Annotated in this window: 11 protein-coding genes and 5 tRNA genes; 7 read left to right on the top strand and 9 right to left on the bottom strand. The window is 68.0% G+C overall.

All coding sequences use genetic code 11. The features are described 5' to 3' along the window. Positions 1–9: 9 nt before the first annotated feature. From GON06_RS12525 to GON06_RS12510, 4 genes are all read right to left on the bottom strand, one after another. Positions 10–2,148, bottom strand: a complete 2,139-nt coding sequence (locus tag GON06_RS12525) for a 3-hydroxyacyl-CoA dehydrogenase NAD-binding domain-containing protein (RefSeq protein ID WP_157312637.1) — start codon at positions 2,146–2,148, stop codon at positions 10–12. A gap of 11 nt (positions 2,149–2,159) precedes the next feature. Continuing rightward, entirely contained in the window at positions 2,160–3,368 is a 1,209-nt protein-coding gene (locus GON06_RS12520; protein WP_332837494.1) for a thiolase family protein, read from the bottom strand. 73 nt (positions 3,369–3,441) lie between these two features. Beyond that, entirely contained in the window at positions 3,442–4,638 is a 1,197-nt protein-coding gene (locus tag GON06_RS12515) for a ribonuclease D (RefSeq protein WP_332837493.1), read from the bottom strand. Continuing rightward, a complete protein-coding gene (locus GON06_RS12510) occupies positions 4,631–5,212 on the bottom strand; it encodes a DUF3000 domain-containing protein (RefSeq protein WP_332837492.1) in 582 nt (193 codons plus the stop codon). The genes GON06_RS12515 and GON06_RS12510 overlap by 8 nt, the downstream gene beginning before the upstream one ends. Positions 5,213–5,237: 25 nt before the next feature. Between GON06_RS12510 and GON06_RS12505 the strand changes: the two genes are divergently transcribed. Continuing rightward, on the top strand, positions 5,238–6,428 hold the full coding sequence (locus GON06_RS12505) for an alpha/beta hydrolase family protein (RefSeq protein ID WP_157312636.1): 1,191 nt from the start codon (positions 5,238–5,240) through the stop codon (positions 6,426–6,428). On the opposite strand, the gene GON06_RS12500 is transcribed toward GON06_RS12505, so the two are convergent. Together GON06_RS12500 and GON06_RS12495 are read right to left on the bottom strand one after the other, a co-directional pair. Next, on the bottom strand, positions 6,412–6,840 hold the full coding sequence (locus GON06_RS12500; RefSeq protein WP_157312635.1) for a SufE family protein: 429 nt from the start codon (positions 6,838–6,840) through the stop codon (positions 6,412–6,414). The two genes, GON06_RS12505 and GON06_RS12500, sit on opposite strands and share 17 nt — an antisense overlap. Positions 6,841–6,859: 19 nt before the next feature. Then, positions 6,860–7,756, bottom strand: a complete 897-nt coding sequence (locus GON06_RS12495; RefSeq protein WP_332837491.1) for a sulfurtransferase — start codon at positions 7,754–7,756, stop codon at positions 6,860–6,862. A 124-nt stretch (positions 7,757–7,880) separates the two neighbouring features. Here GON06_RS12495 and zapE point away from each other — a divergent pair, with 124 nt between their 5' ends. Then, entirely contained in the window at positions 7,881–8,921 is a 1,041-nt protein-coding gene (zapE, locus tag GON06_RS12490; protein ID WP_157312633.1) for a cell division protein ZapE, read from the top strand. 117 nt (positions 8,922–9,038) lie between these two features. After that, positions 9,039–10,292: an ammonium transporter gene (locus tag GON06_RS12485; RefSeq protein WP_157312632.1), complete on the top strand. Its 1,254-nt coding sequence runs from the start codon at positions 9,039–9,041 to the stop codon at positions 10,290–10,292. A gap of 64 nt (positions 10,293–10,356) precedes the next feature. Here GON06_RS12485 and GON06_RS12480 read toward each other — a convergent pair whose 3' ends face one another. Further along, positions 10,357–11,007: a YceI family protein gene (locus tag GON06_RS12480; protein WP_332837489.1), complete on the bottom strand. Its 651-nt coding sequence runs from the start codon at positions 11,005–11,007 to the stop codon at positions 10,357–10,359. A 101-nt stretch (positions 11,008–11,108) separates the two neighbouring features. Between GON06_RS12480 and GON06_RS12475 the strand changes: the two genes are divergently transcribed. After that, positions 11,109–11,666 (top strand): type II toxin-antitoxin system PemK/MazF family toxin, encoded by a 558-nt coding sequence (locus tag GON06_RS12475; protein ID WP_332837488.1) that lies wholly within the window; start codon positions 11,109–11,111, stop codon positions 11,664–11,666. A 49-nt stretch (positions 11,667–11,715) separates the two neighbouring features. Here GON06_RS12475 and GON06_RS12470 read toward each other — a convergent pair. After that, positions 11,716–11,791: transfer RNA gene (locus GON06_RS12470), tRNA-Gly, on the bottom strand. Between the two features lies 1 nt (position 11,792). After that, positions 11,793–11,865: transfer RNA gene (locus GON06_RS12465), tRNA-Val, on the bottom strand. Positions 11,866–12,078: 213 nt separating this feature from the next. Here GON06_RS12465 and GON06_RS12460 point away from each other — a divergent pair. The 3 genes from GON06_RS12460 to GON06_RS12450 all read left to right on the top strand — a co-directional run bounded on the left by GON06_RS12460 (position 12,079) and on the right by GON06_RS12450 (position 12,374). Continuing rightward, a tRNA-Gly gene (locus GON06_RS12460) sits at positions 12,079–12,151 on the top strand. Positions 12,152–12,206: 55 nt separating this feature from the next. Next, positions 12,207–12,277 (top strand) — tRNA-Cys (locus tag GON06_RS12455). 25 nt (positions 12,278–12,302) lie between these two features. Next, positions 12,303–12,374: transfer RNA gene (locus GON06_RS12450), tRNA-Val, on the top strand. Positions 12,375–12,682: the final 308 nt, after the last annotated feature.

Here is a 12,682-nt window from a genome sequence, read left to right as displayed (position 1 = left end):
GTGACGTGATCAGGCGATGCCGCGGATCACCGGGGTGTGGAAGGTGCCGCCGAAGACGCGCTCCGAGGCTCCCTCACGGTCCAGGTACGGCGACGCGCCGCCGTCGATGAACGGCCAGCCGGCACCGAGGATCAGGCACAGGTCGATGTCCTCGACCTCGGGCACGACGCCCTCGTCCAGCATGAGACGGATCTCCTGCGCGAGGCCGTCCTGCACGCGACGGAGGATCTCGTCGGCGGATGCCGGGGTGTTGCCCGCCACCTGCTTGACGAGCTTCTCCGCAGCCTTGCTGAACCCGGTCACGCGGCCGCCCTTGTCCTTCTCGACGACCTGATCGAGGTCGGCAAGGGCATGGAAGTTCTCGTTCGCGTAGAACCGCTCCGGGAAGTGCGCCACCATCGTGTCCTGCACGTGCGCGGCGACCTTCCAGCCCACCAGGTCGATCAACTGGAACGGACCCATCGGCAGGCCGAGCGGCCCGAACGCCTTCTCCACGTCGGCCACCGGGGTGCCCTCGTAGACGGCGCGCGCAGCCTCGCCCATGACCTTGGCCAGTAGGCGGTTCACGACGAAGCCGGGTGCGTCGGCCGTGAGCACCGCGTTCTTGCCCAGGCCCTTGGCCACGACGAACGCGGTCGACAGCGCCGCCTCGGTGGTCGTCGACGTCTTCACGATCTCGATCAGCGGCATGACCGCGACCGGGTTGAAGAAGTGGAAGCCGACCAGGCGCTCGGGGTGCTCGAGCTTCGAGCCGATCTCCTCGACCGACAGCGACGAGGTGTTGGTCGCGAGGATCGCGTCCTCGGCGATGATCTTCTCGATCTCGCCGAACACCTGCTGCTTGACGCCGACCTCCTCGAACACGGCCTCGATCACGAAGTCGCAGTCCGCGTACAGGCTCTTGTCGGTGGTGCCGGTGACGAGCGCGCGCAGCTTGTTGGCGGTGTCGCCGTCCAGGCGGCCCTTCGCCTCGAGCTTGCCGATCTCCTCGTGGATGTACGCCACGCCCTTGTCGACACGCGCCTGGTCGAGGTCGGTGATCAGCACCGGCACCTGCAGCTTGCGTACGAACAGCAGCGCGAACTGGCTGGCCATCAGACCGGCACCGATGATGCCGACCTTCGTGACCTTCTTCGCGAGTGCCTTGTCCGGAGCGCCGACGGGGCGCTTGGCACGCTTCTGCACCAGGTCGAAGGCGTACATCGACGCCGCGAACTGGTCTCCGGTGACGAGTTCGGCGAGCGCCTCGTCCTCACGCGCGAAGCCCTCGGCCTTGGTGCCGCTGCGCGCCTTGTCGAGAAGCTCGAGCGCGGCGTACGGCGACTTCGGCACGGTGCCGATCTTCGACTCCAGCATCCCGCGCGCCATCTTGATGGCGACCGGCCACTTGACGGTGCGCTCGATCTTGCCCGGTGCGTTCTTGCGCTCGACCTTCTTGCCGCCGAGGACCTCGTCCGCCCAGCGCAGCGAGTTCTCGAGGAAGTTCGAGGCGGGATAGATCTCGTCGAAGATGCCGAGCTCGTAGGCCTGCTGCGGCTTGAGCATGCGGTTCTGCTTCAGCGGGTTCGAGATGACCACTTCGAGGGCGTTCTCGATGCCGATCAGGTTCGGCAGCAGGTAGGCGCCGCCCCAGCCGGGAATGATGCCCAGGAACACCTCGGGCAGCGCGAGCGCCGCCGCTGAGGCGTCCACCGTGCGGTAGGTGGAGTTCAGCGCGATCTCCATGCCGCCGCCGAGCGCGAGGCCGTTCACGAACGCGAAGCTGGGCACGCCCAGCTCGCTCAGCGAGCCGATCACCTTGTGACCGAGCTGCGCGATGAGTCGCGCGTTGTCCTTCGAGCCCACCTTGCTGATGTCGGACAGGTCGGCGCCGGCGGCGAGGATGTACTGCTTGCCGGTGATGCCGACCGCCTGGATCTCACCCGCGGCCGCGCGCGCCTTGAGACCGGCGAGGGTCTCGCCGAGCTCGGTGAGGGTGGCGGGGCCGAGGGTGTTCGGGCGGGTGTGGTCACGGCCGTTGTCGAGCGTGATGAGCGCGAGGACCTTCCCGGAGGCGAGGCGCACGTCGCGCACGGGGGAGTGCGTGATGACCTCGCCCTCGGTGAGGGCCATGATCGGCGAGAAGTCGATGTCGTCGTAGTTCGTCATGGTTCGTGCCCTTACTTGCGCTTCTTCTTGCCGTCGAAGAACGGGTTCTCCCAGATGACCGAGCCGCCCTGGCCGAGGCCGACGCACATGGCGGTGAGGCCGTACTGCACGTCGGGACGCTCGGCGAACTGCGCCGCGAGCTGGATCATCAGACGCACGCCGGTGGCGGCGAGCGGGTGGCCCACGGCGATCGCGCCGCCCCACTGGTTCACGCGCGGGTCGTCGTCGGCGATGCCGAAGTGGTCGAGCAGTGAGATGACCTGGATGGCGAACGCCTCGTTCAGCTCGAACAGGCCGATGTCATCGATCGTGAGACCGGCCTTCTTCAGGGCCTTCTCGGTCGAGGGGATCGGGCCGATGCCCATGATCTCGGGCTGCACGCCGGCGAAGGCGAACGAGACCATCCGCATCTTCGGTGTCAGGCCGAACTCCTTGACGGCGCCGCCGCCGGCGAGCAGCGACATGGTCGCGCCGTCGGTGAGCGGCGAGGAGGTGCCAGCCGTGACGCGACCGTGCGGACGGAACGGAGTCTTCAGGCTCGCCAGGTCCTCCATCGTGGTCTGCGGGCGACGGCCCTCGTCCTCCGTGGCCAGGCCCCAGGCGCCGTCGGCGCCCTTGGTGGCGACCGGGACCAGATCGGGCTGGATCTTGCCCGCGTCGTACGCGGCCTGCACCTTGTGCTGGCTGAGCATGCCGAAGCGATCCGACCGCTCCTTCGTCAGGTGCGGGAAGCGATCGAAGATGCGCTCCGCCGTGACGCCCATGTTCAGCGCGCCCGGGTCGACCATCCGCTCCGCGACGAAGCGCGGGTTCGGGTCGGCGTTGCTGCCGATCGGGTGGTGTCCCATGTGCTCGACGCCGCCGGCGAGGGCGAAGTCGTACATGCCGACGCCGATCGATGCGCCCATGGTGGTGACGCTGGTCATGGCGCCGGCGCACATGCGCTCGACCGCGAGACCGGGAACGGTCTGCGGGAGACCGGCCAGGATCGCGACTGAGCGGCCGAGGGTCAGGCCCTGGTCGCCGGTCTGGCTGGTCGCGGCGATGGCGACATCGTCGATGCGGTCCGCGGGTACGCCCGGATTGCGTTCCATGAGTCCGATGGTCGCCTTGACGGCGAGGTCATCCGCGCGGGTGTTCCAGTACATGCCCTTCTCGCCGGCGCGCCCGAAAGGTGTGCGCACTCCGTCGACGAAGAAGACGTCCGAGATCTCGGCCACTCTGCCTCCAGTGTTGTGGGTTGTTCCCAGCCTAGGAAGGCGGAGGGGGCAGGGGGAATCGGTTGGATCGAATCTACGATTCGTCGGCCGGGGCCTGCTCAGACGATTGCCCGGCTTCTACAAAGGCATCGGCGATCTTCTGTGCGGTCCGCTCAATCTGCCAGTGCCGTGCACCGAGCGCAGCCAGGGCCTCGCCGACGGCGGCGGCAGTGGGCTCCTCCGGCGGATGCCACGCGATGCGGCGCAGGTAATCAGGCGTGAGCAGGTTCTCGGTGGGCATGTGCAGCTCTTCGGCCGTGGCCTCCACCACCGGGCGGGCGGCCTTCAGCCGCGCATCGGCCTCCGGGTTGCGATCCGCCCAGGCGCGCGGCGGCGGCAGCGCGTCGCTGGGTACGCGTTCGCGCGGGAGATCGGTCGACGCTCGCCCGCGCTCGATCGCATCCCACCAGCGGTCCAGTTGCGTCCTGCTCGCGCGGCCGTTGAACTCCTTCATGCCGGCCAAGGCCTGCTTGGTCGACGGATTGCCGAGAAGTGCGGCGAGCAGTGCCCGGTCGGGAACGAGGCGCCCCGGGGAGACGTCCATCTCCCTGGCGTACTCCTCCCGCGCCGTCCACAGCTCTCGGGCCACGGCGAGGTTACGGGCTCCGCGCACCTTGTGCAGGCCGCTGAGGCGCCGCCAGGGCTCTTCGCGCGGAGGCTTCGGCAGACGCGACAGGGTCGCGGCGAACTCCTCGCCGGCGATCTCGGTCTTGCCCGTCTCGGCGAGTTCCGCCCTGAGCGCGTCCTCGACGTCGATCAGGTGCAGCACGTCGAGGGCCGCGTACTCGAGCCAGGACTCGGGCAGCGGCCGTGTGGACCAGTCCGCTGCGGAGTGCTCCTTCTTCAGCGTGATGCCGAGCGTCTCCTCGACGACGGCGGCGAGGCCCACCCGCTCGTGGCCGAGCAGCCGGGAGGCCAGCTCGGTGTCGAAGACGGATGCCGGCTCGAGGTTCAGCTCGCGCAGCGACGGGAGGTCCTGGCTGGCGGCGTGGAAGACCCACTCCGCGTCGCCGATGGCCTCCTGCAGCGGCGCGAAGTCGCCGATCGCCGGCGGATCGAAGAGGAACACTCCGGCATCCCGCCGGAAGACCTGCACGAGGTACGCGCGCTGGGAGTAGCGGAACCCTGACGCCCGCTCGACGTCGACAGCGACCGGTCCGTCCGCCTCGGCGAGCTGTGCCGCCGCCTTCTCGAAGGCCTTGCGATCGGAGATCACTTCGTAGTCAGCCACGGCCGCCCTTTCTCGCGCCGAACACGGCGACGTTCTCAGAGCCGGGCGGCAACCCTGCAAGCATACCGACCAGCTCCGCCCAGGCTTCGGCGTGCGGACGGACCGGGCCCTCGGGAGTCCAGGACGCGCGCAGTTCGATCTGAGCGCCGTCGCCCTGCTCGGAGAGGCCGCCGAAGCCCTTGGAGAGCGTCTTCGTGGAGGTGCCGGAGGCGGAATGATAGACGGCGTCGCGCGACTCGAGAGCATCGACCAGCCATGACCACGTGACGTCCGCGAGCAGTGGGTCGGTGCCGATCTCGGGCTCGAGGGGCGCCTGGGCGAACGCGACGATGCGCCACGCTCCGTCCCAGGCGGCGGGTTCCTCGGGGTCGTGCAGCAGCACGAAGCGCCCGGTGCCGTAGATCGAGTCGCCGTGATCGTCCGGCCGCACGTCGGCCGCGAGAGCCAGTGAGAACGGCGCGAGTCCTGCAGGTGAGGGGATCTCCCGGACGACGATGTCGGAGCGGAAGGCGATCTCGCGCAGCTGCGTCGCGGCGGCGTCGAAGAGCGCAGCAGAATCCGGGTGGGCGGTCACGGCAACAGGCTAGAGTCAGGAGGCGATGAAGAGTATCAGGCACGCCGTAGCGGTTGCCGTACCCGCGCTGGTCGCGGTGGCTGCGGCAGGAGCAGCCGCGGCCGCCGTGTTCGCCACAGCACGCCGCGTGGTCACACCCGCGGTCCGCAGCAACGACACCGAGATTCTGGCGGTCGACACCGGTGCCCAGACGATCGAACTGGGGCGTACCGCCGACACCGAGCTGCCAGGTCGCTACGGGCTGTTCACGACAGGCACCTACGGGTACGTCAAACTCGGAGCCGTGCTCAGCGCCGATCAGCGCAAGGTGCGTCGCAAGCTGCTCACGCAGATCGACGTCGGCGCCAAGGTCGATCGCGGCGCCGCGTTCAGCGGCTGGTACTACTCGTCGCCTGCAGAACTCCACCTGCCGTACGAGACCGTGCTCATCGGATCTCCGGCGGGTCCGTGCCCGGCGTGGCTGTTCCCCGCCGCTGCGGATGCCGCGGCATCCGATTCTCCGGCATCCGACACCTGGGTCATCCAGGTGCACGGCCGCGGCACGACGCGTGCGGAGTGCCTGAGGGCGGTGCCCGTGTTCCATTCGCTCGGCATGCCGACGCTCGTCGTCTCGTACCGCAACGACGGCGAGGCCCCGCGCAGCAGAGGCGGCTCGTACGCCCTCGGGGCCTCGGAGTGGCGCGACGTGGACGCCGCGATCGGACACGCGCTGCGGCACGGCGCGAAGCGCGTCGTGCTGATGGGCTGGTCGATGGGCGGGGCGATCGTGCTGCAGGCATCCGTCAACTCCGCGCATCGCGAGGCGATCGCCGGCCTGGTGCTCGACTCGCCGGTCGTGGACTGGCGCACCGTGCTGCGATTCCAGGCCCGCGAGGCCGGACTGGTCGAGCCGCTGCCCGCGCTGGCGATGGAGGCGCTGTCGACGCCGTGGTCCGCGCGTCTCGGCGGGTCGGAGCAGGCCATCCCGTTCGACAGTCTGGACATGGTCGCTCGGGCAGACGAACTGGCGGTGCCGATCCTCATCCTGCACAGCGACGACGACGGGTTCGTGCCTTCAGACGCCTCGCACGCCCTCGCAGCGGCGCGTCCCGACCTCGTGACGATGCCGGCGTTCAGCGTCGCACGGCACACCAAGCTCTGGAACTACGACCAGATCTCCTGGACGACGGCGATCACCGACTGGATGTCGGCGCAGCGGCTCAGCGCTTCTGCATGACCTGGTTCTTGGCGCGCATCAGCATGCCCGTCATCCCGCCGATGCGCAGCGGCGAGACCAGCTTGGTGAGGCCGAGACTCTGCGGGTAGTCGTTCGGGATGGCGAGCACCTCGTCGGCCGTGAGGCCGTCGATGCCCTGCACCAGGATGCTGGCGAATCCGCGCGTGGTCGGAGCCTCGGGCGGCGCGGTCGCGTGCATGTGCACGACGTCGTCCTGCACCTCGAGGTGGATGAACACCGGAGACTGGCACTCGGCGACGCGCTCGTACAACTCCGGGTGGTCGGCCAGCTCGGCGGGGACCGCCGGCAGCTCGTTCGCGAACTCGAGCAGCAGCGAGAGCCGGTCGCTCTCGGGCAGTTCGAGGAAGTCGTCGCGGAACTCGGCGAGGGTGTCAGGGACGTGCTCAGTCATCCCTGACATCCTCCCACGCTCAGAGCGAGCCGGGCTCCGTGCCGGTGGCGATCGGCACGCGCACGGCGCTGCCCCACTCGGTCCACGAACCGTCGTAGTTGCGCACGTTCTCGAAGCCGAGCAGGTGCTGGAGCACGAACCAGGTGTGGCTGGACCGCTCGCCGATGCGGCAGTAGGCGACGATCGCATCGCCGTCCTTCAGACCGGCGCCGTCGCGGTAGATCGCCTCGAGCTCGGCGCGGGGCCGGAACCCGCCGTCCTCGGCGACAGCCTTGCCCCACGGCACGCTCTGCGCGGTCGGGATGTGACCGGCGCGCAGCGCGCCCTCCTCGGGGTAGGCCGGGGCCGACGTGCGCTCACCGCTGTACTCCTCGGGGGAGCGGACATCGATCAGCGGGCCCTGGCCGATGAAGGCCACGACGTCGTCCTTGTATGCCCGGAGAACGGAGTCGTCGCGCTGCACGACCGGGTACTCGGTGCGCGCCCGGTCTGCCGGCGCCGTCGTGATCTCGCGGCCCTCGGAGATCCAGCGATCGCGGCCGCCGTCCAGCAGGCGGACGTCCTCGTGACCGAAAAGCGAGAACACCCACAGTGCGTAGGCGGCCCACCAGTTGTTCTTGTCGCCGTAGATCACGACCGTGTCGTCGCGGGAGATGCCCTTGCGGCTGAGCAGCTCGGCGAATCCGGCGCCGTCGACGTAGTCGCGCACCACCGGGTCGTTCAGCTCGGTGTGCCAGTCGACCTTCACCGCGCCGGGGATGTGCCCGGTCTCGTACAGCAGCACGTCCTCGTCGGACTCCACGACCACGAGTCCGGGGTCGCCCAGGTGTTCAGCGAGCCACTCCGTGGTCACGAGGCGGCCCGGCTCGGCGTACTCGGCGAACTTTGCGGATGTGGTGTCGAACTCGATGGGCACGGAGGTCTCCTGTGGTCGGGCGAACGGGTGGTTCGGGTGGACGGCGTAATGTGGAGCCGTCCCTTTGACGATAAGCCTCCCCGCGGCAGTGCGCATGCGGATTACGAAAGACGTCTACACGCGAATGACCCAGGCGACCAGCACCGGAATCGTCCACATCACCGATCGGATGCCGGTGGTCACCGGCAGCGAGATGCTGGCCAGCCTCGTGCCTCCGCCGCAGTTCGACGGCGCCACCTTCGAGAGCTACCGGGCGGATGCCGCCTACCCCTCGCAGGAGGAGGCCAAGGAGAAGCTGATGCGCTTCGCAGGGGGAGCGGCGCAGCCGGTGAAGCGCGGAGGCCTGTTCCGTCGCGCGCCGAAGGAGCCCGAGACCAAGCCGGGCGTCTACCTCGATGGCGGTTTCGGCGTGGGCAAGACTCACCTGCTCGCGGCCATCTACCACGCGATGCCCGCTCGCCGGAAGTACTTCGGGTCGTTCATCGAGTACACCGCCCTCGTCGGCGCCCTCGGCTACAAGAACACCGTCGAGCTCCTGCGTGGCTCCGACTTGCTCTGCATCGACGAGTTCGAGCTCGACGACCCGGGCGACACCATGGTCATGACCCGGCTGCTCGGCGAGCTCGTGGCATCCGGGACCAGGCTGGCGGCCACGTCGAACACCCCGCCGAACGCGCTCGGTGAGGGACGCTTCGCCGCGCAGGACTTCCTGCGCGAGATCCAGGCGATGTCGGACAGTTTCGAGACGCTGCGGATCGACGGCGTCGACTACCGGCAGCGGGCGATCGACGGGCACTCGATAACGCTCGGCGACGCGGAGTTCGCCGTCGCCGTGGAGCAGGGGTCCGCAGCCGGCGCAGTGTCCGACGACGAGTTCGGCGAGATCATCAAGCACCTCGCCCAGGTGCACCCGTCGCGCTACATCCGCCTGATCGACGGGCTGAGCCTGATCGGGCTGCGTGGCGTGGACGTCCTCACCGACCAGTCCGAGGCGCTGCGCTTCGTCGCCTTCGTCGACCGGGTGTACGACGCGCAGATCCCGATCGTCGCCGCCGGCACCCCGCTCGACGAAGTGTTCTCCGAGGAGATGCTCGGTGGCGGCTATCGCAAGAAGTATCTGCGGGCGATCTCACGCCTGAACGCGCTCACGCACTCGGCCGCGTAACACGACGTTCACACGGGGGCTCGCCCCGTAACACGTTCGCAACACCGCGAGCGATCGGCGGAAACGCGACAGTTCCACACTGAACCTCAACTTCTTCTCCCGAAAGTGAGGTTCGACATGGATGCACCAGGGAACATCTCCTGGGCCGTGACGGCGACAGCGCTGGTTCTGCTGATGACGCCGGGTGTCGCGTTCTTCTACGGCGGTCTGGTCAAGGCCAAGAGCGTCATCAGCATGATGATGATGAGCTTCGGCGCGATCGGCCTCATCGCCGTGCTGTGGATGCTCTACGGCTTCTCGATGAGCACCGTCGAGAACCCGATGCAGTTCGCCGGCAACCCGTTCGCCGACTTCGGTCTCGCCGAGTCGGCGTCCGAGCCCGGCGCGAACGTCGGACTGCTGAGCGTCGCCTACGGCGCCACATTCGCGATCATCACCGTGGCCCTGATCTCGGGCGCGATTGCCGACCGGGCGAAGTTCGGACCGTGGCTGATCTTCGTCGGCGTCTTCGGGACGATCGGATACTTCCCGATCGCCGCATGGGTCTGGGGCGGCGGCTGGATCATGAACCTCGGCACGTGGCTGTTCGGTGCCGACAGCGGGATCGCCGTGATCGACTACGCGGGCGGCACCGCGGTGCACATCAACGCCGGTGCGGCGGCGCTCGCACTGTCGATCGTGCTGGGCAAGCGCATCGGTTTCCACAAGGGCATCCAGAAGCCGCACAACGTGCCGCTCACCCTGCTCGGCGCCGCCCTGCTGTGGTTCGGCTGGTTCGGCTTCAACGCCGGTGCGGAGTGGCTCGCCGAGGACATGGGCAAGGTCGGCCTCATCGCCATCAACACGATGGGCGCCGCGGCCGCCGGTATCCTGGGCTGGATCCTGATCGAGAAGATCAAGGACGGCAAGCCGACCTCGGTCGGCGCGGTCTCGGGTGCCGTTGCCGGACTCGTGGCCATCACGCCCGCGTGCGCGAACCTCGCGCCGGGCTGGGCGCTGCTGCTGGGAGCGCTGTCCGGTGTCGCCTGCGCGCTGGCGGTCGAGCTGAAGTACCGTCTCGGCTTCGACGACTCGCTGGACGTCGTGGGCCTGCACCTGGTCGGCGGTCTGCTCGGCACCGTGTACCTGGGCTTCTTCGCGACCGGCCAGGGACTGTTCACCGGCGGTGACCTGAGGCTGCTCGCGGTACAGGTGATCGCGTCCGGCGGCGTGATGATCTACTCCTTCATCGTCGCCCTGGTGATCGGGCTCGGCATCGAGAAGACGATCGGATTCCGCGTCACCAGCGACGAGGAGATCGCCGGCGTCGACCTCGCCGTGCACGGCGAGGAGGGCTACGCCCTGGACGAGCAGCCGGTCGCGGTGCACTGAGGCACGACGCGCAAGAGGCGGGGATCCGATCGGATCCCCGCCTCTTCGTCTGCGTCTGGGACGCTCAGGACTCGTCGGAGCCCTCAGTGGCGGCTTCGCCCTCGGCGGCATCCTCAGCAGGCTTCTCCTCGTCGGACTCGGCCTGCTCAGCGGCATCCTCATCCGACGCCTCGACCTTGACGGCGGAGATCTCGAACTCGAGCGTGATCTTCTCGGAGACGAGCACGCCACCGGAATCCAGCGGGGTGTTCCACACCAGGCCGAAGTCGCGGCGGTTCAGACGACGCGTGCCCTCGAAGCCGGCGCGGAGCTCGCCGTAGGCGCCGGTCTCGAGACCGATCAGCGCGAGCGGGATCATGACCTGCTTGGTGACGTCGCGGATCGTCAGGTCACCGGTCACCGAGAACGCGCGGTCGTCGACCTCTTCGATGTGCGTGCTGACGAAGGTGATCTCCGGCCACTTCTCGGCGTCGAAGAAGTCGGCGCTGCGGAGGTGCTCATCACGCTGCTGCACTCGGGTGTCGACGCTGCCGACCTGCATGACGACCTTCGCCCAGGACTGATCCGGGTTCTCGGTGTCAACGTGCAGGTGACCGGTGATCTCATTGAACGCGCCGCGGACAGTGGTCACCATGGCGTGCTTCGCGGAGAACCCGATGCGAGTGTGTGTGGGGTCGAATTCCCAGTCGCCGTTGACTTTCTCGAGGTCGATCACGCGTGTCTCCTATTCGTTCTCGCTCGGGATGACGAGAGATCCGTTCGAGCATAGCAACACGCCCAGTGTGGACAGCCGTGTGCCTCACCTAGGGTGGGCGAGTGAGTAAGACCAACGGCATCCTGTCCACGCTCGTCGATGTGCTGCAGAAGTTGCTGCGTCAGGAATCGACCACGACCCCCGTCAGGCCGCGCCTTCCCGACCAGGCGCAGCAGGGCTCGGGGGCGGAGGCGGGGCGGATGCCGGGCACGGAGACGATCCGGATCGACCCGGACCGCATCCGCGATCTGCGCGTCTCCTACGCGCCTCAGCGCGACGGTGCGCCGGACGCCGGTGAGGTCATCTGGACCTGGGTTCCTTATGAGGAGAATGACGGCCGAGGCAAGGACCGTCCCGTGCTCGTGATCGGCCGCCAGTCTGCGGACCGGGTCTACGCGGTGCGCATGACCAGCAAGCCGCACGACGGCGACCGCGACTACCTGTCCATCGGCTCAGGAGGATGGGACGGCCAGGGGCGGGAGTCCTGGGTGGACATCGAACAGCTCTACAGCGTGCATGACCGGGGGATGCGCCGCGAGGCGGCGATCCTCGACAAGGAGAGGTACAAGCGCGTGGTCGCCGCGCTGATGCGCCGGTACGGCTGGGCTCGGACGGACTGAGTCGGAGAACGACGAAGCCCGGGATCGGAACGATCCCGGGCTTCGGACGTGGAGCGGATGACGAGACTCGAACTCGCGACCCTCACCTTGGCAAGGTGATGCGCTACCAACTGCGCTACATCCGCGTGGGCGATGCCGGACTCGAACCGACGACCTCTTCCGTGTGAAGGAAGCGCGCTACCAACTGCGCCAATCGCCCATGTGTAATTGTTCTGTGCACTGCGGCACGAATGAAAAGCATACCTGATGCCGAGGGCCGTCCAGACATCGGGGCACGGTCCGGGCGTGGCGGGTCGGCGAGGTATCGCGCGGACACGCCCGGTGGCGTCATCCGGTTTGGCGAACCTCTGATCCTGAGCTAATGTATTTCGAGTGCCCGGTACGCCGGACAGCAGGAAAAACTGAACAGTATGCGGATGTAGCGCAGTTGGTAGCGCATCACCTTGCCAAGGTGAGGGTCGCGAGTTCGAGTCTCGTCATCCGCTCGAGTGCAAGTGCCCCAGCCAGGGGTGCTGGCATGTGGGTTCGAATCCACCTCGCGGTGGCGTGGCCGAGCGGCTAGGCACCGGCCTGCAAAGCCGTTTACACGGGTTCGAATCCCGTCGCCACCTCTCGAACAACTGAATAGCCCATTGGGCGCGATTGGCGCAGCGGTAGCGCGCTTCCCTGACACGGAAGAGGTCACTGGTTCGATCCCAGTATCGCGCACAGAGAAAAGCCCCGGTAAAGCCGGGGTTTTTTCGTATCCGGGGGAGTGCGTGCCCTAAGCGTGCCCCAAGGTACAGCGATGCGCGTCCAGTACACGGGCGACGTTGCCGCGGGATCCCGGGCGACCGAGGTGGAGGGCGGGCGAGATCCGCGCTATCCGTTCGCTCACCCCGCCCTCAGCACGGTAAGGGCGCCGTACCCGAGTCCTAAGTGCCGCGCTCGACGACGATAAGGCGCTCAGCGGGACGAAAAGCCTCACCAGATTTGTGGGTAACCCCCCTACCCCCAGAAAGAGGGCGTGAACGCGT

The sequence above is a fragment of the Microbacterium sp. MAH-37 genome (genome assembly GCF_009758255.1).
Taxonomy (GTDB): Bacteria; Actinomycetota; Actinomycetes; order Actinomycetales; family Microbacteriaceae; genus Microbacterium.
This window is presented reverse-complemented; position numbering and strand designations above follow the sequence as displayed.